The following is a 25,745-nucleotide window of genomic DNA, read 5'->3' on the forward strand; positions in this document are numbered from 1 at the left end:
GCTGTCTCCAAACAGTATGTAGATATGCTTATCGATTTTTTTATTGACCCGGACGGATCCGGAATGCCGACGGGTATCGGCAGGACTGCGGGCGTTGCGTGTTACGACATCGCCGGGTCGCGTTGCCGGCGCGGTGCCGCGGCACGCGCGCCCACCATGAAGACGGCGATTGCCGCACCGGCCATCGGTACGAGGAACGCGAGATAGAGATGGGACACGGACCAGCCGTCGTCCAGCAGCGCACCGACCGTCATCGGCGACAGGATCGCGCCGAGGCGGCCGATGCCGACCGCAAGGCCGATGCCGGTCGTGCGGATCTCGGCGGGGTACGGCGTCGGCGACAGCGCATACATGCCGGCCACGCACGCATTGATCACCGCGCCGAGGAATACCCCGACGGTCATCCCGATGCCGAGCGAGCCCGTGTTCGCGCCGAACACGACCATCAGCGCGCCGCCGAGCAGCAGGGTCGCGCCCAACAGGTTGCGCAGGCCGAAGCGCGTCGACAGCAGGCTGAAGAGCGACGCGCCCGCGATACCGCCGAGGTTGAGCAGTACGCCGCCGGTGACGCCCTGCGATGCCGACAGCCCGGCCTGGACCAGCAGCTTCGGCGTCCAGCTCACGACGAAGTAGAAGCTGCCCATCACGAGGAAGAACGCGATCCACAACGCGATCGTGCGGCGCGCGAGCGGTGCGCGCAGCACGGCCGTCCAGCTCGACGCGGGGCTCGCCGTGTCGATGGGCGAGGTCGCGGCCGGCAGCGAGTCGATCGGTGCGCGCTTCATTCTCGCGAGGATGCGGTTGATTTTCTGCAGCGCGTCGTCCGGGCGCCTCGCCAGCAGGAAATCGAGCGATTCCGGCAGCAGCGCAAGCACCATCGGGATCGCCAGCAAGGTCAGGATGCCGCCGAACGCGAACACGCTGCGCCATCCCCACGTCGACAGCAGGGTGCCGGCGATGACGCCGCCGGCGGTGGCGCCGATCGCGTAGCCGGTCGACTGCATGCCGATCGCGGCGCTGCGCCATTTGTTCGATGCGTACTCGCCGCTGATCACGGTCAGGCTCGCGAGCATGCCGCCGATGCCGAGCCCCGTGTACGCCCGCGCGATGGCGAGTTGCAGCGTGCCGTGCGTGGCCGCGCAGGCGAGCATCCCGGTCGAGATCACGGCGAGGCAGAGCAGGATGATGCGGCGGCGGCCGACGCGGTCGGCCAGCGGCGCGATCAGCACCGAGCCGATGCCCATGCCGGCCAGCCCGGCACTCAACAGCAGGCCGATTTCCTTGCCGCTCAGTTTCCATTCGGCCGCCAGGTGCGGCGCGGCAAACGCGACGGCCAGCACGTCGAAGCCATCGAGCATGTTCAGCACGACGCAGGCCGTAACCGCCATCGTCTGGAACGCGCTCATCGGGGATTCGTCGATCGTATTGCGGATATTTGCGCTCACGTCAAAGATCCTTCATAAAATAGTATGACTAATCAAATGGAATGGAATCGAAGCCGGCGGTAGCGGATGGGATGAAACCGAATGCGCGGGATGACGGGCATCCCCGGGGAACACCCGCCGCGGCCGGCAGGCGCCGCTGGTGCGCCGGCCCGATGCTTACGCGGGTTCGGGTTGCAGCAGCAGTCGTTCGATCACGCGCCGCGCGCGATTGGGGCCCGCGTCGACGTGAATGTCGATCTGTCGGCCGCCCGGGAACCGCAACTGATTCCGGTATTGCGCTTCGATCACGGTCTTGTCCTCGTCGAACGTCGCCGCGGATTGCTCGATGACCGTTTGCGCGACGCGCTCGACGTCGTGTTGCGGATTGGTCGCGACGGTCCAGAAGTAGTGCGTCGTGGTTTCCGTCTCGGGCGTGATGCCGTGGAAGCCGCGCATGTGAAAGCCGCCGCGCGCCGGGTCGTGCAGGTCGCCGGTACCGGCGTCCATCGCGCCGGTCCAGATCCGGATGTGCGACACGTGGAACTCGATTTCCTGCCAGCGATCGACGCGGGCCGCGAACGGCCATGCGGCGGTGTAGGTCGGCGGCGGGACGGAATCCGGCATCCGGCGAACCAGTGTCACCGTGTCGCCGTCGCTGCTGACGCGGGTTTCCGCGCCCATGTGCAGCGGCGCGTTGCCGCCGATCGTGTTCAGATGGACATAGCCGAGGTGGCTCAGGTCCATCAGGTTGTCGTGAATCAGTTGATACGGTGCGTCGTAATGGTAGTTGCCGCCGCCGAACCGGTATTGCGGATCCTCGTGGAACGCGTAGCGCGGCGGCGCGCAGGTCGGTCGAGCGTGCGCGTCGGCGCCGATCCAGATCCACACGATTGCGTCCTGCTCCTGCACCGGGTACGACGACACGCACGCCTTGGCCGGAATCCGGTCCTGCCCGGGAATCTCCACGCAGGCGCCGCCGCGGTCGAACAGCAGGCCGTGATAGCCGCAGCGCAGGCCGCGCGCTTCGAGCGAGCCGCACGACAGCGGCAGCGACTTGTGGCAGCAGCGATCCTCCAGCGCACCGACTTCCCCGGACGGCAACCGGAACAGGACGACCGGATGGCCGAGCAGCGTGCGGGCGACGGGTTTGTCCGTCAGTTCGGATGACAGCGCGGCGACCCACCATCGGTCGACCGGGAATTGAGGAGTATTGACTGATGACCGGGGATGTTGCTCCATTGATTGTCTCCAGTATTGTGGTTGGCCGCCTCGGGTCGGGCGGGTTCGTCTACAGATCGAGTACCAGCAGGTCGCTTCGCGACCGCGAACAGCACGGCATGAACTGGTCGCCGGCCGCCTGTTCCGCTTCGGTCAGATACGAATCGCGATGATCGGGCTCGCCTTGCAGCACGCGCGTCGCGCAGGTACCGCAAACGCCTTGCTCGCACGACGTCAGCACGTCGACGCCGTTCGCGGCCAGCGCGGCGATGACCGTGCATTCGGCCGGCACGTCGATCACCTTGCCGCTGCTCGCGATCCGGACCTGGAACGCACGGTCCGAGCCGGACGACGCAACCGCACCGCCGAAGAACTCGTAGTGCAGTCGCGCGTCGGCCCAGCCGCGCTCGCGCGCGGCGTTCAGCACTGCATCCATGAAGCCGCGCGGCCCGCATACGTACAGGTGCGTGCCGTCGGGCGCCGCGCCGAGCACGGCGGCCAGGTCGAAGCGTTGCGCGGGGTCGCCGTCGTCGACGTGGAAGCGGGCGCGGTCATGGAACCCGGCCGCGTTGATCCGCTCGACGAATGCCATGCGGTCGGTCGAGCGCGCACAGTAGTGCAGGTCGAATGGCAAGCCGGAGGAGAACAGCCGTTCCGCCATGGAGAGAATCGGCGTGACCCCGATCCCGCCTGCGAGCAGCAGGTGGTGCGGCGCGTCGGGGGCGAGCGGAAACTGATTGCGCGGCACGCCGATCCGCACGGTATCGCCTTGCCGCACTTCGTCGTGAATGGCGCGCGACCCGCCGCGACCGTCGGCATCGCGCAGCACCGCGATCTGATAGCGGTCGTCATGCTCCGGGTGGTTGCACAGCGAATACTGGCGCACGAGGCCACCTGGCAGATGTACGTCGATATGGGCGCCGGCATCGAAGCGCGGCAGCGGCGAGCCGTCCTCGCTGACGAATTCGAAGCCGCAGATGTCGCGTGCTTCCTGCCACTTGCGGGCTACCCGGACCGTCAGCGTCGCGGCGCTCATGACGCCTCCTTGATCTGCGCGACCGGAATCACGGGCCGCGACGGGCTCGACGCGTGCTCGTCGGCGAGCAGCCGCTCGATCACCTTGCGCGACAGCACGCCGCCGGCGTCGATGTTGAGCTTGAGCAGCTTGCGATCGGGCCACTTCTCCAGGTTGAGCTGCTGGCGCTCGAGCATCTCGAGATCCTCGGCGAAGATCTTGCCCTGGCCTTCGCGGATCTCGGCGGTCAGTGCGTGATCGTCGGGCCGGAAGTTGCGCGCCATCCCCCAGAAGTACCAGATCGAGGTATCCGTCTCGGGCGTGATGAAATCGACGACGATCGACGACGCCTTCAGTCCGGCCGGCGCGTCGTAGCCGCCGTGGCCCGCATGCGCGACACCGACTTCGATCATCACGTGGCTCGGCGGCGTGAAGCGGCAGATCTGCCAGCGGTCGACCGGCACGTCGTCGGCCAGCCCGTTGCCGCGCAACCCCATTTGCCAGAACGGCGGCGGCATCACGTTTTCCATGAAGCGGCTCGTGACGACTTCATCGCCGTGGCTGGTGGTCTTCGGCGGCGCTTCGTCGATTTCCTTCTGGCCGATGCTCGTCGCATGGACGTAGGTTTCGTGCGTGAGATCCATCAGGTTGTCGATCATCAGCCGGTAGTCGCAGCGGATGTGATACAGGCCGCCGCCGTGGGCCCAGGCCGGATCCTCGGCCCACGCCAGCGCGGGCAGTTTGGCGGGATCGGCTTCCGACGCATCGCCTGGCCAGACCCAGATGAATCCGTAACGCTCGATCGCCGGGAAGCTGCGAATCGGCGGGAAGCCGCCGACACGCTGGCCCGGCATGCCGGCCGCCTTGCCGTTGCAGCCCATTTCCAGCCCGTGATAGCCGCACACGAGTACGCCGTCGCGCACGAATCCCAGCGACAGCGGTGCACCGCGGTGCGGGCAGAAGTCCTCGAGCGCGGCGACCTGGCCATTCGCCGCGCGGTAAAACACCATCGACTCGTTGCAGATCTTGCGGCCCAGCGGCTTGCCGTCGATTTCATCGGGCGTGCACGCCACGTACCAAGCATTCTTGAGAAACACGTTCGTCGTCTCCGTCAGGTCGATGCCACCGGTACGCGGCATCTCTTCATTCCGTGTACTGAATGAGATTCAGTGTACTCATTGAGGTTGGCCGGGGCAAGGCGGGCGGTATACTGGTTTTCCCGGGAAATGGCGCGAGGCAGCGCCATGCCGCCGGCGCGCGCAACCGGCACGCGCCGCTTATGTCATCGACTATTCATGGAAAAAACGAATCCCGCCGACCTGCCGGTTTTCCCGCTCGATCTGTACGACGAACCCGGGCACCTGATCCGGCGCGCACACCAGATCGCGGTTGCGATGTTCTACGAGAAGCTGGGCCGGGACGTGACGCCGGTGCAGTACGCGGTCCTGCGGATGCTGTACGAGTGCCCGGGGCTCGACCAGGTGACGCTCGCGCAGCGGGTCGCGCTCGACACGTCGACGACCGCGGATCTCGCGGTCCGGCTTGAAGCGAAAGGATTGATCGTGCGCGAGGTGCTGCCGCGGCGTCAGCGCCGCCTGCTGCTGACGCCGGCGGGCGTCGAACTGCTCACGCATCTGATTCCGTCGGTGAAGGAGCTGCGTGCCGGCCTGTTCGACGGAATGGGAGAGGACGATTCGCAGGAACTGGTGCGCCTGTTGCGCAAGTTCGTCCATTTGAACAACGAGCAGAGCCGCGCACCGCTGCGCGTCAGCGACGAGTCATAGCGCCCCCGAACCCCACGACGGTGGGGAGACGATGAGGCGGCGGGCGCGCTGCCCGCCGCGCGTCACCCGCGCGTGCTTTCGTCTTCCAGCCGCCGCACGGCTTCCGCCACTTCGTTCCTGAAGCGCACGAGCGCCGCCTGTTCCGGCGCCGGCGGCTGCACGGCGGCCCACAGCATGTCGACGAGCTGCGTGGCCGTCGCTTCCGTATCGAGCTTGCGGTGCCCGAGGATCGCATCCCACAGCACGTGCTCGATCGGCCCGAACACCATCGAGCGCAGCAGGCTCAGCGGCAGGTCGGTGCGCACCTGCCTGGCCGCCTGGCCGCGCGCGAGCACGTCCATCAGCGGCGCGGTGTAGCGGCGCTGCAGCGCGGTGAGCTCGTCGCTCAGCGCATGCTGCTTCGCGCGGCCTTCCGACAGCACCAGCGCGCACAGGCCGGTGCCGTTCACCAGCATCAGCCGCAGGTGGGTGCGCACGATGAACGCGAACTGCTGCTGCACCGACGCGTCCTGCGGCATCCCTGCCTCGAATGCGGCGATGTTTTCGTCGTACCAATCCGCGATGACACGCGCACACAGCTCCCGCTTGCCGCGGAAGTAGCTGAACACCGTCGCCTCCGAGACGCCCACGCGCTGCGCGATCTCGGCGGCAGTCGCATGCTCGTAACCTTTTTCGGCGAACACTTCCCGGCCCGCGCGCAGAATGTCCTGCACGCGTTGCTGGGATTTGCGCCCGGCGGGCGCGCGCGACGTGTCGGCGCGGTCGGCTTTGACGGTGGCGGTCATGGTGTCGGCGGTAGCGGCTGTCATCTCGGCATGATATCTGAGTATCACTCAAAAAACTATTGACGCCGAACCCGGCCAGGCGCGAAACTGTGCAAAATTTACGCTGTATTGGTCAATGAATCTGCGCATTCATTCGATCTGAGCGAAACTCAGAAATCGGTGAGTGCCACACACTTTCTGGAGACGGAGGAGACATGATCAACCTGCCCGGTGTGCAATTCATGCTCGGTGAAGACATCGAGATGCTGCGCGACGCCGTCGCGACGTTCGCGGCGAAGGAAATCACGCCGCGCGCGGCGGAGGTCGACCGCACCGACCAGTTTCCGATGGATCTGTGGAAGAAGTTCGGCGATCTCGGCGTGCTCGGCATGACGGTGGCCGAGGAATACGGCGGCGCGAACATGGGCTACACCGCGCACATGGTCGCGATGGAAGAGATCTCGCGCGCATCGGCGTCGATCGGCCTGTCGTACGGCGCGCACTCGAACCTGTGCGTGAACCAGATCCACCGTAACGGCACCGACGCGCAGAAGCAGAAATACCTGCCGAAGCTCGTGTCGGGCGAACACATCGGCGCGCTCGCGATGAGCGAGCCGAACGCCGGCTCCGACGTCGTCAGCATGAAGCTGCGCGCCGACAAGCGCGGCGATCGCTATGTGCTGAACGGCACGAAGATGTGGATCACCAACGGCCCCGATTGCGACACGCTCGTCGTCTACGCGAAGACGGACGTCGAAGCCAACTCGCGCGGCATCACCGCGTTCATCGTCGAGAAGGGGATGAAGGGCTTCTCGGTTGCGCAGAAGCTCGACAAGCTCGGCATGCGCGGCTCGCACACGGGCGAGCTGGTGTTCCGGGACGTCGAAGTGCCGGAGGAAAACATCCTCGGCCAGCTCAACGGCGGCGTGAAGGTGCTGATGAGCGGCCTCGACTACGAACGCGCGGTGCTGTCCGGCGGCCCGACGGGCATCATGGCCGCGTGCCTCGACGCAGTGGTGCCGTATATCCACGACCGCAAGCAGTTCGGCCAGGCGATCGGCGAATTCCAGCTGATCCAGGGCAAGGTCGCCGACATGTACACCACGTTCCAGGCCTGCCGCGCGTACTTGTACGCGGTCGGCCGCCACCTCGATTCGGCGGGCAGCGACCACATCCGCCAGGTGCGCAAGGACTGCGCGGGCGTGATCCTCTATACGGCCGAGAAGGCGACGTGGATGGCCGGCGAGGCGATCCAGATCCTCGGCGGCAACGGCTACATCAACGAATACCCGGTCGGGCGCCTGTGGCGCGATGCGAAGCTGTACGAGATCGGCGCCGGCACGAGCGAGATCCGCCGGATGCTGATCGGCCGCGAGCTGTTCGCGGAAACGATGTAACGCCCTACGTCACGCGAACGGAGCCCCGTCGATGCCGATCATCGAATCGAAACTGAACCCGCGCTCGGAAGACTTCCGCGCGAATACCGCCGCGCTCGAGGCGGTCGTCGCCGACCTGCGCGCGAAGATCGAACAGCTCGCGCAGGGCGGCGGCCAGGCCGCGCGCGACAAGCACCTGTCGCGAGGCAAGCTGCTGCCGCGCGACCGCATCGCGCAACTGCTCGATCCGGGTGCGCCGTTCCTCGAGTTCTCGCAGCTCGCGGCGAACGGCATGTACAACGACGACGCGCCGGGCGCGGGCGTCATCACCGGGATCGGCCGCATCGCCGGCCGCGAATGCGTGATCGTGTGCAACGACGCGACGGTCAAGGGCGGCACCTACTATCCGGTCACCGTGAAGAAGCACGTGCGCGCGCAGGAAATCGCCGCGGAAAACCGGCTGCCGTGCGTGTACCTCGTCGATTCGGGCGGCGCGAACCTGCCGAACCAGGACGACGTGTTTCCCGATCGCGACCACTTCGGCCGCATCTTCTTCAACCAGGCGACGATGTCGGCGGCGGGGATTGCGCAGATCGCCGTCGTGATGGGCTCGTGCACGGCGGGCGGCGCGTACGTGCCGGCGATGAGCGACGAGTCGATCATCGTGAAGGAGCAGGGCACGATTTTCCTCGGCGGGCCGCCGCTCGTGAAGGCCGCGACCGGCGAGGAAGTGAGCGCCGAGGATCTCGGCGGCGGCGACGTGCATACGCGCCTGTCGGGCGTGGCCGACCATCTCGCGCAGAACGACGCGCATGCGCTGTCGATCGCGCGCAACATCGTCGATCATCTCGCGCCGAAGATCGCGTCGCCGGTGGCGCTGCGCGAGCCGAAGCCGCCGCGCTACGACGCGAAGAGCCTGTACGGCGTGATTCCGGTCGATACGCGCAAGCCGTTCGACGTGCGCGAGGTGATCGCGCGCATCGTCGACGATTCCGAATTCGCCGAATTCAAGGCGCGCTACGGCACGACCCTCGTCACGGGCTTCGCGCACATCTGGGGCCATCCGGTCGGGATCGTCGCGAACAACGGCATCCTGTTCTCCGAGTCGGCCGTGAAGGGTGCGCATTTCATCGAGCTGTGCTGCCAGCGCAAGATTCCGCTCGTGTTCCTGCAGAACATCACGGGCTTCATGGTCGGCCGCAAGTACGAGAACGAAGGTATCGCGCGCCACGGCGCGAAGATGGTGACGGCCGTGTCGAACGCGAAGGTGCCGAAGTTCACGGTGATCATCGGCGGCTCGTTCGGCGCCGGCAACTACGGGATGTGCGGCCGCGCCTTCGGCCCGCGCTTCCTGTGGATGTGGCCGAACGCGCGCATCTCGGTGATGGGCGGCGAGCAGGCCGCATCGGTGCTCGCGACGGTGCGCCGCGACGGCATCGAGGCGAAGGGCGGTTCGTGGTCCGCCGAGGAAGAGGACGCATTCAAGCAGCCGATTCGCGACCAGTACGAGCGCCAGGGCCATCCGTATTACGCGAGCGCGCGGCTGTGGGACGACGGCGTGATCGACCCCGCGCAGACGCGCGACGTGCTGGGCCTCGGCCTCGCCGCGTCGATGAACGCGCCGATCGAAGACACACGCTTCGGCGTGTTCCGCATGTAACGGCCGGGAGGGCTGAACGATGCGATACGAAACGATCAAGGTAAGCGAAGCCGGCCGCGTGGCGACCGTCACGCTCGCACGTCCCGACGTGCGCAACGCGTTCAACGAGACGACGATCGCCGAGCTGACCACCGCGTTCGAATGGCTCGACGCGCATGAAGGCGTGCGCGCGATCGTGCTCGCCGCGGAAGGCGCGGCGTTCTGCGCAGGCGCGGACCTGAACTGGATGAAGAAGATGGCCGGTTACTCGGACGACGAGAACCGTGCCGATGCGCGCAAGCTCGCGCGGATGCTCGAGGCGATCCATCGCTGCGGCAAGCCGGTGATCGCCCGCGTGCATGGCGATGCGTATGCGGGTGGCGTGGGCCTCGTTGCCGCGGCCGACATCGCGATCGCCGCCGACGGCGTGAAGTTCTGCCTGTCGGAAGCGCGGCTCGGGCTGATCCCCGCGACGATCGCGCCTTACGTGGTGCGTGCGATGGGCGAGCGCGCGGCGCGCCGCTACTTCACGACGGCCGAGGTGTTCGACAGCGCGCGCGCGGCGTCGCTTGGCTTCATTCACGACGCGGTGCCGGCCGACGCGCTCGACGAAACCGTCGCGAAGCTGGCCGCGACGCTCGTCGCGAACGGCCCCGATGCGGTGAAGGCGTGCAAGCGGCTCGTTGCCGACGTGGCCGGCCGGCCGCTCGACGCGACGCTGATCGAGCAGACCGCCGACTGGATCGCGCGAACCCGCGCCGGCGCGGAAGCGCGCGAAGGGATTGCGTCCTTCCTCGAAAAGCGCACGCCGTCGTGGCGTGAATGATCGCGCAGCGCGCGTGACCCCCTCTTTCCGGACGACACCGAAGCCATGTTCGACAAGATTCTGATCGCCAACCGCGGCGAAATCGCGTGCCGCGTCGCCGCGACGTGCAAACGTCTCGGGATCGCGAGCGTCGCCGTCTATTCCGACGCGGACGCGAACGCGAAGCACGTGGCCGCGTGCGACGAGGCCGTGCACATCGGCGGCTCGGCCGCGGCAGACAGCTACCTGCGCATCGAGCGCATCATCGAAGCCGCGCGCGCCACCGGCGCGCAGGCGATCCACCCCGGCTACGGCTTTCTGTCGGAGAACGAAGATTTCGCGCATGCGTGCGAAGCGGCCGGCATCGTCTTCATCGGGCCGCCGGTCGACGCGATCGCGGCGATGGGCTCGAAGGCTGCCGCGAAGGCGCTGATGCACGCGGCGGCCGTGCCGCTTGTACCGGGCTATCACGGTGACGACCAGGACGCGGCCAACCTGCATCGCGAAGCCGACGCGATCGGCTATCCGGTGCTGCTGAAGGCCAGCGCGGGCGGCGGCGGCAAGGGGATGCGCGTGGTCGAGCGCTCCGACGATTTCCCGGCGGCGCTCGCGTCGTGCCAGCGCGAAGCCGCGAGCAGCTTCGGCAACGATCGCGTGCTGATCGAGAAATACCTGACGCGCCCGCGCCATGTCGAGGTGCAGGTGTTCGGCGACACGCACGGCAATACCGTGTACCTGTTCGACCGCGACTGCTCGGTGCAGCGCCGTCACCAGAAGGTGCTGGAAGAAGCACCGGCGCCGGGGCTGCCGGACGACGTGCGACGCGCGATGGGTGAAGCGGCCGTCGCGGCTGCGCGCGCGGTCGGCTATGTCGGCGCGGGCACCGTCGAATTCATCATGACGGGCGACGCGTTCTACTTCATGGAAATGAACACGCGCCTGCAGGTCGAGCATCCGGTCACCGAGATGGTCACGGGGCTCGATCTCGTCGAATGGCAATTGCGCGTCGCCTCCGGCGAGCCGTTGCCGCTGAAGCAGGATGAACTGCGCGTGCAGGGGCATGCGCTCGAGGCGCGTCTCTACGCGGAGAACCCGGCGCGCGGCTTCCTGCCGTCGACGGGTACGCTGAAGCACCTGCGGCTGCCGGCAGGTGTCGAGTTCGCGATCGGTGCGTCGGTGCGCGTCGACAGCGGCGTGCGCGAAGGCGATTCGATCACGCCGTTCTACGACCCGATGATCGCGAAGCTGATCGTCCACGGCGCGGATCGTGCGGAAGCGCTGAGCCTGATGCTGCGCGCACTGCGTGCATGTGAAGTGGTCGGCCTGCACACGAACGCCGCATTCCTGCAGCGGATCGTGGCGTGCGAACCGTTCGCGACGGCCGATCTCGACACGGGCCTGATCGAGCGCAACCACGACGCACTGTTCGCGCCGCAAGAGCCGCCGCGCGCGATGCTGGCGCTCGCGTGCGCGGCGCTGTTCGCACGCGAACGCGGCGCGGCCGCGCAGGGTTCGTCGCCGTGGGGCGCGCTGCCGGACTGGCGGCTGAACGGCGGCTATCGCCGCACGCTCGAATGGCATGCGGCCGAGCGCGAAGCGGACGTGACGGCCACATACGAGGACGACGGCGCGGTCGCGCGCCTCGCGGCCGGCGCCGCCGCCGCGCAACCGTTCGCATGGACGCGTGGCGCCACGCCGCTCGATTTCGACGTGACGCTCGGCGGCGTGCGCAGCAGCGGCCGCGTGTATGCGGACGGCGACAACTTCCACGTGTTCACGCGGGGCGCGGCCGAGACGTTCGAATGGCGCAACCTGCTCGCGCATGCGGGTGACGCGGAGCAGGGCGGTGGCCGCCTGACCGCGCCGATGCCCGGCAAGGTGATCGCGGTGCTGGTCGAGCCCGGCCAGAAGGTCGAAGCGGGCACGCCGCTGATCGTGATGGAAGCGATGAAGATGGAGCACACGATCGGCGCGCCGAGCGCGGGCGTCGTCGCGGAAGTGCTGTACGGCGTCGGCGACCAGGTGTCGGATGGCGCGCAGTTGCTGATGATGGCGGAAGCCTGAGCGTCGCCTGTTTCGCTGTGTGCGGGCCGGCTGCCGCGGCTGCCGGCCCGTAAAAAAACGCTTCGCGATTCGTTGCACGACCGGTACTGCGACGGACTTGCTTCGATCGCGACGGCAAAACGAAGCAATGCGAATCTTTCGATTGCATTACGCCTCTCGCTACCCTTCCGCCACGACACGTGCCGCTACCTGCGTGGACGCAGCTCGCCTCCTTACGCGACACTGTCGTGTAACACGCTGAAATTAGCATCTCGCCGTCGACATGACCGGTGCGCACCCGCGCCTGCGTCACGTCATCACATCCACGGAGAGACGTTATGCGAAAGTCGGCCCTACGGCCTTTCGCGGTCGTTGGTCTGATCGCGCTGACAGCACTTCTCGGTGCCTGCAACGACGACGTGACGGCACCCGCCGCACCCGTCGCGCAGCAGAAGGCCGCTTGCGGCGGCGGCGTGGTCGCCACCGCGCAGATGCACTGCCCGCCCGGTTTCACCGCACCTGCTTCCTCGCCCGCTTCCTGATCCCGGCCGTTTCCACCAGAAATCCAATCAAGAGCAACCAGCATGGCCACCCATTCGCGACGCGACTTTCTGAAGTTCTCCGCCGGCCTCGCCGGTGCGACCGCCGCCACCGCACTGCTTCCCGAATCGATCCGCAAGGCGCTGGCGATCGAGCCGAATTCCGTCACGGGCACGATCCAGGATGTCCAGCACATCGTCGTGTTCATGCAGGAGAACCGTTCGTTCGACCACTACCTCGGCCACCTGAGCGGCGTGCGCGGCTATAACGACCGCTTCCCGGTCACGCTGCCGAACGGCAAGCCGGTGTGGTTCCAGCCGCGGCAGGAGGACAAGACGAGCGTGATCGCGCCGTTCCGCTACGACACGACCAACCCGGGCGTCAACGCGCAGTGCATCGGCGGTCTGCCGCATACGTGGGCGACGACGCACGGCGCGATCGACAACGGCCGCGCGGACCAATGGGCGGTGCAGAAGTCGAACATGACGATGGGCTACCACGTCCGCGACGACATCCCGTTCCATTACGCGCTCGCGGATGCGTTCACGGTGTGCGACAACTACTTCTGCTCGATTCCGGGCAACACGCACCCGAACCGCATGTACCTGATGACGGGCATGGTCGACCCGCTCGGCACGGGCGGCGGCCCGCTGCTCGACAACACCGACTACATCGACAACCAGTTCGACAAGATCCAGTTGCCGCCCTTCAGCTGGACGACTTACCCGGAGCGCCTCGAGAAAGCGGGCATCTCGTGGCAGATCTACCAGCAGGGCACCGGGTTCGACAACTTCACCGGCAACTACGGCACGAACATGCTCGCGTGCTTCAACAACTTCGTGAATGCGCCGGCCGGCTCGTCGCTGCAGACGCGCGGGATGAGCACGCGCCCGATCACGCAGCTGAAGGCCGACGTGCAGGCGAACGCGCTGCCGCAGGTGTCGTGGCTGCTGCCGCCCGCCGCGTATTCGGAGCATCCGAAGTTCACGCCGCTCTACGGCGCGTACTACCTGTCGACGATTCTCGATGCGCTGACGTCGAATCCGGACGTCTGGAGCAAGACCGTCCTGCTCGTCATGTACGACGAGAACGACGGCTTCTTCGATCACGTCGTGCCGCCGTCGGCACCGACGCTGCCGGGCTCCGGCATGAGCACGGTGGATGTGTCGCTCGAGCGGCACAACGTCGTGACGTCGACGCAGACCGGCACGTACACGGCCGACAACCTGCCGTACGGTCTCGGCCCGCGCGTGCCGATGTTCGTGGTCTCGCCGTGGTCGAAGGGCGGTTTCGTCTGCTCGCAGGTCTTCGATCACACGTCGGTGCTGCAATTCATCGAGAAGCGTTTCGGCGTGATGGAAACGAACATCTCGCCGTGGCGCCGTGCGATCTGCGGCGACCTGACGTCGGCGCTCGACTTCTCGAAATCGGATGCCACGCTGCCGACCCTGCCGAGCACGCAGGCGTATGTCGCGCAGGCGGACCTGCAGTGCTCGCGCGCGTCGTCGCAGACCGCGCCGGCCAGCACCGCGCAGCAGGTCGTGACGGCACAGGAGGCCGGCACGCGGCCGGCGCGCGCGCTGCCGTACGAATTGCACGTGACCGGCCAGCTCCAGGCGCAGGGCTACGCGCTGACGTTTGCGAATACCGGCACGCAGGGCGCGCACTTCTGGGTCTATACGGGAGACGCGACCGCGATGCCGCGCCGCTACACGGTCGAAGCGGGCAAGCAGCTGACCGATACGTGGGCGCTCGACGCGAACGGCAACTACCTGGTGAGCGTGTGGGGGCCGAACGGCTATTTCCGGCGCTTTGCCGGGTCGGCCGCCGCGGATGCCGGCGCGAAGCCTGAAATCACGCCGTGCTACGACACCGCCAACGGCGACGTGTACGTGACGATCGCCAATGCGGGCACCGGCACGCTCACGGTCACGGCGACGGACGTCGCGTACGGCGGCGCACCGCGCACGCTGACGGTGCCGGCGGGGCAGCGCGTCGAGGCGCACTGGGATCTGTCGTGCAGCAGCCACTGGTACGACCTGCAGTTCGCGGTGGCGGGGAACGCCGGCTGGACGCGCCGTCTCGCGGGGCACGTCGAGACCGGCAAGCCGAGCCTCACCGATCCGGCCGCCGTGGCGCCGACGGTTACGGCGATCTGACCTTGGCCCGCGTGCGCCGGCCGGTTGAGCCCGGCCGGCGCACGCGTTTGCAACGTCGAGGTTGAACCGACGGCGTCAGCGCAGCACCCCGTCGTCGTGCGCCATCATCAGCGCGCGCATCGCGGACCACATCCCGTAGTAATGCACGATGTAGCTGTCCGCGCGGCGAAACAGCCAGGGCGTGTTGAAGCTGACGAGATCGGCCACGCCTTCGCCGTGCAATTGCCCGTCGCGCTCCATCGCGCGAATGAAATGCAGTTGATCGCCATCGCTCGCATAGACGCTCGACCGGTCGTGCAGCGCGGCAATCGTCGTCATCATGTCGCGCAGCATCGCGTCGTTGCGCGCGGTGCGCCGGAATGCCATCACGCCCGAGTTGAACGCCCACTGGCCGATATCGTGCGCGAGCAGCCAGTCGCGGCCTTCGAGCAGCGGCGCCAGCGCTTTCTGCTGGTCTGCGATCAGCACATCGGCATCGAGCCACACGACCCATTCGTGATGCTGCAGGTATGCATGCAGCAGCCACGGCTTGAACCAGTTGCCGGTTGCGTTCAGGCCGATCTCGGCCGGAATGTCGCGATGCACGTAGAGCGTATAGCCGTGCGTGTCGCAATAGCGCCGGAAATTCCGCTCGGCGACGCGCGCATAGTTGCCGATGTTCGGCGTGTAGAGCGTCATCAGCGCAATCGGGCGGCCCGGATTGTAGGTGCTGCGCTCGGCGGCTTCGTCCGGCGTATTGGCGGCGGCGTGATCGAACGAGAACATCGGCCGGCCGGCGGCACGGCATCGATTGACGTACGCCACGAGCGTGTCGCGGAAGCGGGGCGTCGTGCCTTTCCGTTCGGGATCGTGCGGCGTGTCGTCGATGCTGATCGCGAACGTCGGTTCGCGGCTCCACATCGGATCGAGGTCGGGGCTGGTCGGCATGACCGGATACAGCCCGTCGATCGGCGTCATGTAGCGATGCGTGTCGAGCGCCGCGAACAGCGCGGCCTCGGAGGTCAGCCGCGGTTCGCTGCCGAGCTTGCAGCGCTGTACGAGCTGCATCACGATCGCCCGCACGGCCGGCGTATTGCGCCAGATCTGCACGTCGACCTGCGGCAGCGGCGGCGCGAACGCGTCGACGAGCAGCATGTCGCGGCCGCTCATCAGGCGGTCGAGCGCGACGGGCTCGATGATCGCCGCGTCTTCGCTGAGCAGCAACACGAGTTCGTCGGGCTGCGCGCCGCGCAGCACGTGGAGCAGCGATTCGTAGCGATGGAGCGGCCGCAACGGCAGCGCCTGCGGCATTGCGGAGGCGTCGACGAATGCGTGGCGATATCCGTGCGCCTGTGCGTACAGCCGGTGATTCTCGAGGCTGGCGGGCGCGTCGTGACTGAAATGGCTGAGGACGATCATCGCGCGCTCCGACGGCCGCGAAGCGGGTGACGGCGGGCGCCGGGCGCGGTGTGTTTCGGCGCGGCATCGCGGCCGGGCACACGTTCCTGCGCGTGCCGCCCCTGTTCGTGATGGATTGCCCGGAAGATTTGCGCGGCGTCGCGTTCCATTCTGTCAGCCATTTTTTCAGCAGCGTTGCTGCGAGGTCGTTTTCTGCCCGCGCTGGATGCCGATACCGCCCGGCAACCCCGGCAACCCGGTGGCGCGGCCGGTCGCCGGAGTATGGCACAACCGTCTCGCCGATTTGCATGCGCCGGCCGCGCGCTGACCATCCCTGACAGTATGCGGCCGGCGCTCCGCTAGAATGGCGGGTTGCCGCCGGCGTGCGCCGCTTGACGCGGGCGGCGCTTCGCGCGCTACACTGCGTCCATTCCACCCCTATCCAACCTTCCATCCGCCGACGATGACGTCTCCTGTCCTGAACGGCCTGCGCATCGGTATCACGATCGGACTGCGTGCCCCCGACGAAAGCCTGTGGATCAACGGCATCAAGCAGAACGCGCTGTTTCTCGCGAAGCTGCTGATGGCGTCGCCGCACGGCTACCGCGTGACGCTGGTCAACACCACCGATGTGCCGCTCACCGATGCGCTGCCGTGGGATCGCAACGTGTACGACACGCGCCCGTTCGCCGACATGAAGGATTCGCTCGACGTGGTGATCGAGCTCGGCGGGCAGATCGACGGCGAGCAGACGGCCTACCTGAAGTCGCGCGGTGCGAAGCTCGTCAGCTACTGCTGTGGTGTCGAGTACATCAACGCGATGGAATCGATGCTGTTCGGCCGCCGGCTGTGGGATTCGTTGTTCATCAACCGCGGCTTCGACGAGGTGTGGGCGATTCCGCAGATCGCGCCGTCGTCGCTGCCGTTCCTGCAATCGCTGCGCCGCTGCCCGGGGCGGGTCGTGCCGTTCGTGTGGGACCCGATGTTCCTGAGCGCGCGCGCGGCGTCGTTGCCCGGGAATGGCGAATACCGGCCGCGCACCGAGCCCGGCAAGCGGCTGACCGTGATGGAGCCGAACCAAAACGTCGTGAAGTTCTGCGTGTATCCGATGCTGATCATCGACGAAGCGTATCGGCGAGACCCCGACGCGATCTGCTTCACGCACGTGACGAATGCGGACCGCCTCGCGCACGACAGCCCCGAGTTCGTGATGCTGATGAACTACCTGGACGTCGTGCGCGCGGGCAAGGCGAGCTTCGTCGGGCGCTTCGACACGCCGCTGTTCCTGGCCGACCTGACCGATATCGTCGTGTCGCACCAGTGGTCGAACCCGCTCAACTATTTCTATTTCGACGTGTGCTGGCAGGGCTATCCGCTCGTGCACAACGCGAGCCTCGCGCCCGATCTCGGCTACTACTATCCGGACAACGACGTGCAGCTGGGCGCCGATGCGCTGTTGCGTGCGCTGCATACGCACGACGACGACTGGGAAGGGTACACGCGGCGCCAGCGCGAGATCCTCGGCCGCTATACGTCGTCGAATCCGGCACTCGTCGCCGAATACGACGCACTGCTCGCGAACCTGGTCGGCGCATCGGCCGCGTAAGGCCCGATTTTTTGCACGGCGCACACCGTTGCGCCGAATCCCGCCATCGGGATTGTCCCGCCCTAATGTCTGACGAAATAATGCCGTTAAAAAAAGAAACCGCCGAACCCGGTCGGTTCGACGGTTTTCGAAGGCACGAATTTGACGGCTCCGAGGGAAGTCCGTCGGAAATCATTTTAGAGGTTAACAAGTCTTTAAGATTGTTAAACATGTTTCAATCGATAATCATCATATGATTTAACTTGATATTATTGATTTAATGCAGCTCGATTCCGTTTAGAAATTTAATAATTCGTTTGAAACGGGAAAATTGAATGCTGCGGTGATCGAATGGCCTGCGACGGCCGATTTCCAGCGAACGGAAATCCGGGTGGCCGGCCTTCGCGACGGGCTTGGCAGCGTGCGATGACGGGGCTTCACGGAGCCGGAATTTATCTGATCAATTGAATGCTTCGAGAATTGCGGGGCATGCAAATGGCGGGTGAATTGATTCGGACAAGGTTGTTTAGACGAGAAGAATAAACAGTATCTGGATTGGGGTTCCGTAATTTGCGTTAGTGTGACCTGTCGCACAGTCGGTATCGCGCGGACATGGTGTATTTCCAGTAACTGAATATCGTTGAAAAATATCGAATTTGACGGCGCGCCGAAGCGAAAAGTACGCTCCCGGAAAAGATCGACATAACAGGATGGGCCGGGTAGGCGGCGGAGCGCGTCATGGTCGGCATGCTCCGCATGTTTGTTGAGGTCGAGCCGCTGTCGGCGGCTCGCCATTTGCCGGAGCGCCGGATGAATGCGGTCGAAGCTCGCCTGGAGGCGAATCGGGAAGCGAATCGTGACGAAATCGATCTCGTGTTCGGCGCCCCCGACGATCATCCCGACCTCGCGTCGGTACGCAGTTTCGTGGAAAGCCGGCTCGGGTTCGCGCAAGAGCCCGTGTGCCGGGCCGACCTGTCGGGCGGTGTGCTGTACCGGGAATGCCTGGCGCGATTGCGGTGGGGCGAGCGCGATGCGCTGCCGCCGGTCGCGTTCCTGCCGCGCCTCGAGGCGCTCGGGCTGATGCGGTGGTTCGACCGGCTCGTGGTCGGCCGGACAATCGACGCGCTGCGCGCCGATCCGGCTGCCGTCTACGGCTGCAATGTGGCGGCGGCGAGCGCGGTGGTCGACGACGCGTGGCTGGCCATCTTCAGGCGGCTCGAGCGCGAGCCGTCGGTCGCGGCGCGGCTGGTGGTCGAAATCACGGAGACGGGGCCGCTGAACCCTGTCGCGGGGCGTTCGTTCGTGAACCGCTTCCGGCAAGCCGGGTGCCGCATCGCGATCGACGATTTCGGTGTCGGCTTCAGCGCATTGAACAACCTGGTGGTCGGCAATCCCGACATCGTGAAGCTCGATCGGTCGATCCTGTCGATGATCAAGCGCAACGCGATCGGGCGTTACCAGTTCCGCAGGCTGATCGCGTTCGCGCATGAAGGCGCGCGGCACGTTGTCGTCGAAGGCGTGGAGAGCGAGGTCGACCGGCAGATCATCGTGGATGCCGGCGTCGCCTGGGCGCAGGGCATCCGTTTCTCATGGCGGTCGTCGGCCGCCGCGTGACGGCGCGGGAACAGGCGAGGGGGCGTGCATGATGCACGCCGATGTCGGGCGTGATCGGCGCGTGGCCGGGACGAATCGCAAAGGGGCGTGAGCATGGCGGGGACGAAGGCCGGAGGCGGAACGGGCACGCAGGCGGCCGGTGCGCGCGACCTCGTCGCGATCGCCGAGCTGGCCGACATGCTGTGGCAACTGGGCGCCGAATCGACCGAGGTGCCGATCGACGTCGCGCCGTATCTCGACGGCCTGAAGGCCATTGCGCGTCGCATTCAGCGGATGAAGCCGCTCGACGCCGGCGGCCGCGAGCTGGCGGCGCGGCACTATTACGCGGGCGTCATTGCGGGCGCGTGCGGCGACGATTCGGCGATCGCGCGCGGCGTATCCGACGGTCTCGCCAGGCAATCCGGCGGCGCCAGCCGGCCGGCGGCGCGTTGCTTCGCCGTGCTCGCGCGGATGGGGCGGCGGCATGGCCGGACGTTCGCCGCGCAGAGCGGCGATCGGGTGCTGGTCTAGCGCTGGTTCGCGCCAGCCGCGGGCCCCGGCACAGCGCGAGACGCGCTGCCCGCGTCGACATCATCCGCGCGCAGCGGCCCCGACCCGCATCCAGTCGATCAATCCTTTCCGAATCCGCCGAGCACGAACGCCATCGCGCGGTCGACCGCGTCGTCCCATTGCCCGACGTGCGCGGCGCGCACGATCCGGATGCCCGGATAGAGCGCGGTGCGCGAGCCGGTTTCCCAGCGCGCGTCGGCTTTCGGGCTGAGCAGCAGCACGGCCGGCACGCCGAGCGCGCCGGCGAGGTGGATGTGCGCGGTGCAGGTGGTCACCACGGCATCCAGCGCGAGCATGAGCGCCGCCAGGTCGCTGAAATCGCCGATCGCGTGATGCGGGAACGTCACCGGCAGGTCCGATTGCTCGGACTGCGCGGACAGGTCGCGGTTGACGCAGTACGCGGCGTGGCCGTGCATCCGCGTGAGCGGCGCGAGGTCGCGCAGGCTGGCCGCGCGATGGAAGCGCGCGTCGCTTTCGTCGCGACCGCGCCAGTTGAGCCCGATGCGGCGTGTGCCGGCGGCATGGCCGTCGCGCTGCAGGCGCTCGCGCCACGCGGCCGCGTGCGCGGGCGGGCACGACAGGTACGCGGCCGCCGATCCCTGGGGCGCCGGTGCGTAGCCGAACTGCGCGGCGAGCATCAGGAACGAACACCAGTAGTCGTGCGCGATCTGAGACGTGTCGACCCACGCGCCGTGCGCACCGATGAATTCGATGTGCGGGAACGCGTGACGCAGCAGGCCCGTCAGCGCGTCCGGCACGACGACGGTCACGCTCGTGCCGCCGAGTGCGTCGAGCGCAGGCAGGTAGCGCGCGTACTGGAGCTGGTCGCCGACGCCGCCGTAGCTGAGCACGAGCAGCCGCTTGCCTTGCAGCGGCTGGCCCTGGTAAAGCCGCTCCGGCGGCAGCCCGAACTGCGCAGCCGTCAGCACGTTTTCGCTCGCCATGGTGGCGCGGGCCGCTTCGTCGCGCTGGCCGGCGCGCAGTAGCAGCGCCGAGCGCGCCAGCTCGATGCGCCCGCGCGTGGCGTCAGGGAGCGCGTCCGCGTCGCCGAAGCGTTCGAGCGCCGCAAGCCCGGCATCGGGTGCGCCGGCGAAGCCGTAGCATGACGCAAGCTGCAGCGCGATCGCGTCGTCGTCGAGACCGCGGCCGCGCGCGCGCTGCCAGCGGTCGATTGCATGCCCCCATTCGCAGCGCGACTCGTGGTCGAGTGCGCGATTCCAGTTCGTTTCGGGCGCATCGGCGTCGGCGGCTGCGGTTGTCGCTGTGGGGTGCGCCGGATTGTTTTCCGCCTTCGCCACGACGGCGAGCGGTTCGCCCGAGATGAACAGCTTCTGCCGGTCCCAGCGCGGGTTCGGCACACACAGCATGTTCAGGCCGTCGATCCGGTAGAACGTGTAGTCGAGGCCGGCGAACGTGTCGACGATCGGCGCCTCGCCGACTTTCCAGTATTCGATCCAGCACCACGGCAGATGCGTCTCGATCAGCTCGCGCGCGCCGCGCAGCGCGTCGATCTCCATCCCTTCGATGTCGAGCTTCAGGAAATCCAGCCGAGGCAGGCCGAGCGAGTCGAGCCGTACGACGGGGGTTGGCGTGCCGCCGTCCGCCTGCTCCTCGACGAGCGAAACCTGGCCGAAGTCGGCATCCTGTCCATAGTCGACGTCGGGCACCTTCATCGTCCCGTTGGCGCTGGCGAGTCCCATGTTCAGCAGATGGACATTGTCGAGCTGGTTGAGCGCGACGGTGCCGCCGAGCGCATGGAACAGCGTGCGCTGCGGCTCGAACGCATACACGCGGCCGCCGCGCGCACGCAGCCGGTGCGCGATCGGCACGCACACGAGCCCCGCATTCGCGCCGCCGTCCACCGCGATCGCATCGTCCGGTAGCTGGTCGATCACGTGCAGGATCGTGTCGAGCTCGCCCTGGATATGCGGCCGGCCGGTCTTGATCAGCGCCTCGGCCTGAAGCGCGCAGTGCCGGTTGATGAGGAACGGGCCGTGGATCGAATCGATCACGACGAAATGGCGGACGGTCTGATTCATGGGCGGGGGCGGGGACGGATGAGGTCAGCCGAGTGCGCGGCCGGCGAACAGCTGCCGGATCTGCGCGGAATACGCGTGGACGTTGTGCTCGGCGAGCGTGTCGACCTGGTGCAGGCAGCGGCGGGCCGCCGCCGCATAGTCGTCGAGCCGCGCGTCGTGCGTCTGCGCGGCGGTCGCGATCGCACGCGCCGCATCGAAGATCTCGAAGTCCGGGTAGTAGTAGCCGACGTCGCGCAGGAACGGCGAGTTGTGCACGAGCGGATAGTTGCCGTACAGCGCGTCGTACAGCAGGTAGTTGAGACCGTTTTCCCAGTGATGGGACACGACGATGTCGGTGTGATGCGCGGCCCACGCGACGAACGGTGCGCGCACGTCGGCGGTCGCCTTGCCGTCGCGCACCATCTCGAGCCCGAGCGCGAGATGCTTGAAGGCGACGTTTTCCTTCTTGTCGAACGTGTTGGTCATGTACACGTGCTCGACGAGTTCCGGATGCTCGACGTAGCACGCGTTCGCGGCGAGCATCGGCACGATCGCGCTCTTCACGACGTTCAGGTTCGGCTCGAAGAACGCGATGCGCTTCGCGATACCGTGGTTGCGATAGCCGAAGCGCGCCTTCAGTTCAGGATCGGCGTCGAGGCTGCGCTCGATGAAATACGGCGACCAGATGTGCGGCAGTTCGATCACCGGCGCGCGATAGACGGCCTGGAAATAGGCCGCGCACGTGTGCATGTGCTGCGGGTTGGTCCAGATCTCGTCGAACTGCACGCGGTTCGGGTTCGGCCGCCACGCGTTCTTCTCGAAGTTGATCGTCTCGACGGCGATCACGTAATCGTTGCCGAAGCGGTACGACACGCACTTGCCGCCGCGCCGGCGCACGGCCTCCGTGTGGCTCGAATCGATGAACGCGTTCATCTCGATCAGCAGGTCGGTCTGGTGGACGACGGCCGACAGCGGCCGCAGCGCGTCGCCGAACGCGTCCATCATCAGCGCCTGCGGATAGTCGGTGACGCCGTCGTCGTGCGCGAGCCAGACTTCGCCGATCAGCGGCGACTGCTTCAGCAGCATGTACAGGTACACGCAGTGCTGGTTCGCGCCGTTGTACCAGATCGACTGTGTCGCGTCGCGCTGCACGTTCATCGTTATCGCGACATTGAGTTTCATCGGATCGGCTCCGTGGGGGCGGGCGGTTTATTGCGAGAAGCGGTGCGTCACGCGTCGCGATAGAGGGTGGCGATCGCGTCCGTATAGGCGGCGACGTTCTCGGGGTTGTAGATGCTGACGGAGCTGAGCACGTGCTTCGACTGCTCGCGGTACGCCTCCAGGTTCGCGTCGTGCTCGGCGAACGCCTTCAGCAGCGCGCGGCCGCCGGCCTGGCAATCGAAGTCCGGATAGAAATACCCGGCCTTGCCGAGGAACGGCGAGTTGTGGATCAGCGGGTAGTCGCCGTACAGCAGCTCGTAGTACAGGTAGTTCTGCGCGTTTTCCCACGTGTGCGACACCACCGCATCGCCGTACGCGGCCATGAACTCGTACACCGCATAGCGGCTTTCGAACGTCGTGATCCCGTGGTTCACGATGTCGAGGCTCTTCGCAAAGTGGACGAACGTCGCATGCTCCTTCAGGTGCAGCGTGTTGCATACGCGCACGAACTCGAGGAAATCCGGTTTCGCGCGATACGCTTCCTCGGCCACCAGCATCGGGATGACGCTCGTCTTCACCATGCAGATGTTCGGCTCGAACATCGTCACGCGCCAGCGCGGCTTGCCGGGCTCATAGCCGAACGACAGCCCGGCGCCGAGCGTCGCGCGCGCCTTGTCGAACAGCATCGGGTGCCAGATGTGCGGGACGATCGTGACGGGCGCACGCAGGCCCGTCTGGTAATAGTGCAGGCACGAGCGCTCGAACTCGGGAATCGTCCACACGGCGTCGTACGGCGCACCCGAGAACAGGAAACCCGACGGCTTGTCGAACATCGCGCGTTCGATATCGATCACGTAGTCGTTGCCGACCCGCATCGTGACGACCTTGCCGCCGCGCTCGCGGAACGCGCGCAGGTAGTCCGCGCCGAACTGCGCGCTCATCTCGATCAGCACGTCGCAGCGTTCCAGCGCTTCGTCCATCGACAGCAGCGGCACGTCCCATTCGCCGAGCATCATCTGCGGATCGGCGACCTGCTCGCCACCGTTCACCATCACGGCTTGAGCGACGAGCGGCGACTGGCGCAGCAGCAGGATCAGCAGCAGGCAGTTCTGGAAGATGCCGTTTTCCCACAGCGACTGGCCGGCGCCGCGCACGAACAGCGACACGCCGACGACGAGACGCTTGCCCTCGCCGGGCGCTTGACGGGCATTGGAGTCCGACATGCGTATTCTCCGGTTCAGGCGACCAGACGCGAGACAAACGCGTCGAGGTTCGCGGGGTTGTCGATCGAGACCGACTGCAGCAGCCGGTCGGTCTTCGTGCGGTAGTCGTCGAGGCGTTCGTCGTGATGCAGCCACGCGTCGAGCAGCGCACGGCCGCCCGCGGCGGAATCGAAGTCCGGGTAGTAATAGCCGGCGTCGCCGATCAGCGTCGAGTTGTGGATCAGCGGATAGCCGCCGTACAGCACGTCGTAATACAGGTAGTTCTGCCCGTTTTCCCAGTGGTGCGACACGACCGCGTCCGCGTGGCGCGCCATGAAGCCCGGCAGGTCGAGGCGCGGCTCGAAGGTCGCCTTGTGCTGGCGCACGAGATCGAGGCTGTTCGCGAAGTGCACGAAGGTCGGGTGCTCCTTCATGTGCAACGAATTCACCACGAACATGTGCTGAACCGCGTCCGGGCGCGCACGGTAGAACTCGTCGCACGCGAGCATCGGGTAGTGGCAGGACTTGGCGACCGAGATGTTCGGTTCGAGCATGGCCAGGTGCCACGGGCGGCGGCCCGGCCGATAGCCGAACGTCGCGCCTTCCGCGGCGAGCGCGGCGATGCGGCGCTCGAGGAAGTACGGCGACCAGATGTGCGGCATCAGGTGGACGGGCGCACGCAGGATGGTCTGCAGCATCGGCGCGGCCGTCTTGTCATATTGCGGCAGCAGCCACACTTCGTCGAACGGCGCGCCGTTGAAGATGTGCCCCGACGGTTTGCCGAAGATCGGGGTTTCGCACAGGCCGGCATACACGTGCCCGCAGAAGAACGCGGCGATTTTCTTGCCGAGCGCCTTCATGTGCCTGAGCCATTCGACCGGCAGCTGCGCGCCCATTTCGATCACGACGTCGAGTTCGTGCGTGACGTCGGAGGGCTTCACGAGCGGAATGTCGAGGCCGTCGAGTTCGAGGCCGGCCGGCAGCGCGTTGGCGTCACCGCCGTTCAGGAAGTAGACGGGGCCGACGCGATCCGAGCGCTTGAGCATCATCGCGAGGAACGCGATGTTCTGGTGTATGCCGTTTTCCCAGATCGCCTGGCCGTCGCGCGCAAACAGCGAGATGCCGACCGCCGGCCGTTGCTTGCGGGTGCCGCCCGAGGCGGCTTCATTGATGTCCGTCACCGGTTGGTTTCCTCTGCGGCGTCGTGCGACCGGGCATCGCGTCGAGCGTCTGGCCCGGAAGCGGCGCGCCGTGGATTGTCATGGTTGCATGTGCGCCGGTGCGCCGCGGCGGGCGAATCGGGCGACCTGGTTCGCGCGGGCGGCAGCCGGTTTCCGGCGTGTCGTCGGGCACGCCGGCACGGCGTGCGATTCGGGCAGGCTGCCCCGGCGACTGTCTGCGGCGATTGTGGCACGGAAACCACCGGTTTTGGCGGGACGTGACGAACTTTGACATAGCCGCAGGCCAACGGA

Annotated in this window: 20 protein-coding genes; 10 read left to right on the top strand and 10 right to left on the bottom strand. The window is 66.7% G+C overall.

Going from position 1 to position 25,745, the window contains the following annotated elements; translation table 11 throughout:
* Window positions 1-101 precede the first annotated feature (101 nt).
* The 4 genes from BDI24065_RS00335 to BDI24065_RS00350 all read right to left on the bottom strand — a co-directional run bounded on the left by BDI24065_RS00335 (window position 102) and on the right by BDI24065_RS00350 (window position 4,754).
* Window positions 102-1,445 (bottom strand): MFS transporter, encoded by a 1,344-nt coding sequence (locus BDI24065_RS00335; RefSeq protein ID WP_175029497.1) that lies wholly within the window; start codon window positions 1,443-1,445, stop codon window positions 102-104.
* A gap of 156 nt (window positions 1,446-1,601) precedes the next feature.
* Complete coding sequence (locus BDI24065_RS00340; protein WP_175029498.1) at window positions 1,602-2,663, bottom strand: Rieske 2Fe-2S domain-containing protein; 1,062 nt, start codon at window positions 2,661-2,663, stop codon at window positions 1,602-1,604.
* A gap of 49 nt (window positions 2,664-2,712) precedes the next feature.
* The gene (locus BDI24065_RS00345) at window positions 2,713-3,678 is read right to left on the bottom strand and encodes a PDR/VanB family oxidoreductase (protein WP_175029499.1); all 966 of its coding nucleotides are present in this window, start codon (window positions 3,676-3,678) and stop codon (window positions 2,713-2,715) included.
* A complete protein-coding gene (locus BDI24065_RS00350) occupies window positions 3,675-4,754 on the bottom strand; it encodes an aromatic ring-hydroxylating dioxygenase subunit alpha (protein ID WP_175029702.1) in 1,080 nt (359 codons plus the stop codon). Before BDI24065_RS00350 ends, BDI24065_RS00345 begins: the two co-directional genes overlap by 4 nt.
* A 198-nt stretch (window positions 4,755-4,952) precedes the next feature.
* Between BDI24065_RS00350 and BDI24065_RS00355 the strand changes: the two genes are divergently transcribed.
* Window positions 4,953-5,441: a MarR family winged helix-turn-helix transcriptional regulator gene (locus tag BDI24065_RS00355; RefSeq protein ID WP_174972031.1), complete on the top strand. Its 489-nt coding sequence runs from the start codon at window positions 4,953-4,955 to the stop codon at window positions 5,439-5,441.
* Between the two features lie 62 nt (window positions 5,442-5,503).
* On the opposite strand, the gene BDI24065_RS00360 is transcribed toward BDI24065_RS00355, so the two are convergent.
* Window positions 5,504-6,250: a TetR/AcrR family transcriptional regulator gene (locus tag BDI24065_RS00360; protein ID WP_175029500.1), complete on the bottom strand. Its 747-nt coding sequence runs from the start codon at window positions 6,248-6,250 to the stop codon at window positions 5,504-5,506.
* 170 nt (window positions 6,251-6,420) lie between these two features.
* Here BDI24065_RS00360 and BDI24065_RS00365 point away from each other — a divergent pair, with 170 nt between their 5' ends.
* The 6 genes from BDI24065_RS00365 (at window position 6,421) to BDI24065_RS00390 (ending at window position 14,767) form a co-directional block, all read left to right on the top strand.
* Window positions 6,421-7,602, top strand: a complete 1,182-nt coding sequence (locus tag BDI24065_RS00365; protein ID WP_175029501.1) for an isovaleryl-CoA dehydrogenase — start codon at window positions 6,421-6,423, stop codon at window positions 7,600-7,602.
* Window positions 7,603-7,633: 31 nt separating this feature from the next.
* Complete coding sequence (locus BDI24065_RS00370; RefSeq protein ID WP_175029502.1) at window positions 7,634-9,241, top strand: carboxyl transferase domain-containing protein; 1,608 nt, start codon at window positions 7,634-7,636, stop codon at window positions 9,239-9,241.
* Window positions 9,242-9,260: 19 nt separating this feature from the next.
* Window positions 9,261-10,046, top strand: a complete 786-nt coding sequence (locus BDI24065_RS00375; RefSeq protein ID WP_034190576.1) for an enoyl-CoA hydratase/isomerase family protein — start codon at window positions 9,261-9,263, stop codon at window positions 10,044-10,046.
* A 45-nt stretch (window positions 10,047-10,091) separates the two neighbouring features.
* Window positions 10,092-12,089: an acetyl/propionyl/methylcrotonyl-CoA carboxylase subunit alpha gene (locus tag BDI24065_RS00380; protein ID WP_175029503.1), complete on the top strand. Its 1,998-nt coding sequence runs from the start codon at window positions 10,092-10,094 to the stop codon at window positions 12,087-12,089.
* A gap of 317 nt (window positions 12,090-12,406) precedes the next feature.
* Complete coding sequence (locus BDI24065_RS00385; RefSeq protein ID WP_174917077.1) at window positions 12,407-12,610, top strand: hypothetical protein; 204 nt, start codon at window positions 12,407-12,409, stop codon at window positions 12,608-12,610.
* Between the two features lie 42 nt (window positions 12,611-12,652).
* A complete protein-coding gene (locus BDI24065_RS00390; protein ID WP_175029504.1) occupies window positions 12,653-14,767 on the top strand; it encodes a phosphocholine-specific phospholipase C in 2,115 nt (704 codons plus the stop codon).
* 75 nt (window positions 14,768-14,842) lie between these two features.
* Here the strand turns inward: BDI24065_RS00390 and BDI24065_RS00395 are convergent, their stop codons facing one another.
* Window positions 14,843-16,165 carry a galactosyl transferase GMA12/MNN10 domain protein gene (locus BDI24065_RS00395; RefSeq protein WP_175029505.1) on the bottom strand — a complete coding sequence of 441 codons (1,323 nt, stop codon included), beginning with the start codon at window positions 16,163-16,165 and terminating at the stop codon, window positions 14,843-14,845.
* A gap of 442 nt (window positions 16,166-16,607) precedes the next feature.
* On the opposite strand from BDI24065_RS00395, the gene BDI24065_RS00400 reads away from it, so the two are divergent.
* From BDI24065_RS00400 to BDI24065_RS00410, 3 genes are all read left to right on the top strand, one after another.
* Window positions 16,608-17,750, top strand: coding sequence for a DUF2827 domain-containing protein (locus tag BDI24065_RS00400; RefSeq protein ID WP_175029506.1), 1,143 nt, complete (start codon window positions 16,608-16,610; stop codon window positions 17,748-17,750).
* A gap of 789 nt (window positions 17,751-18,539) precedes the next feature.
* Window positions 18,540-19,343: an EAL domain-containing protein gene (locus BDI24065_RS00405; RefSeq protein ID WP_175029703.1), complete on the top strand. Its 804-nt coding sequence runs from the start codon at window positions 18,540-18,542 to the stop codon at window positions 19,341-19,343.
* 93 nt (window positions 19,344-19,436) lie between these two features.
* The gene (locus BDI24065_RS00410; RefSeq protein ID WP_175029507.1) at window positions 19,437-19,853 is read left to right on the top strand and encodes a hypothetical protein; all 417 of its coding nucleotides are present in this window, start codon (window positions 19,437-19,439) and stop codon (window positions 19,851-19,853) included.
* Between the two features lie 98 nt (window positions 19,854-19,951).
* On the opposite strand, the gene BDI24065_RS00415 is transcribed toward BDI24065_RS00410, so the two are convergent.
* From BDI24065_RS00415 to BDI24065_RS00430, 4 genes are read right to left on the bottom strand one after another with little or no spacing between them, the layout of a single operon-like run.
* Window positions 19,952-21,931 (bottom strand): FkbM family methyltransferase, encoded by a 1,980-nt coding sequence (locus BDI24065_RS00415; protein WP_175029508.1) that lies wholly within the window; start codon window positions 21,929-21,931, stop codon window positions 19,952-19,954.
* A 24-nt stretch (window positions 21,932-21,955) separates the two neighbouring features.
* On the bottom strand, window positions 21,956-23,092 hold the full coding sequence (locus BDI24065_RS00420) for a DUF2827 family protein (protein ID WP_175029509.1): 1,137 nt from the start codon (window positions 23,090-23,092) through the stop codon (window positions 21,956-21,958).
* Between the two features lie 47 nt (window positions 23,093-23,139).
* Window positions 23,140-24,294 (bottom strand): DUF2827 domain-containing protein, encoded by a 1,155-nt coding sequence (locus tag BDI24065_RS00425; protein ID WP_175029510.1) that lies wholly within the window; start codon window positions 24,292-24,294, stop codon window positions 23,140-23,142.
* Between the two features lie 14 nt (window positions 24,295-24,308).
* Complete coding sequence (locus BDI24065_RS00430; protein WP_175029511.1) at window positions 24,309-25,454, bottom strand: DUF2827 domain-containing protein; 1,146 nt, start codon at window positions 25,452-25,454, stop codon at window positions 24,309-24,311.
* Window positions 25,455-25,745: the final 291 nt, after the last annotated feature.

Origin of the sequence: Burkholderia lata, assembly GCF_902499025.1 — a bacterium.
Taxonomy (GTDB): domain Bacteria; phylum Pseudomonadota; class Gammaproteobacteria; order Burkholderiales; family Burkholderiaceae; genus Burkholderia; species Burkholderia lata_C.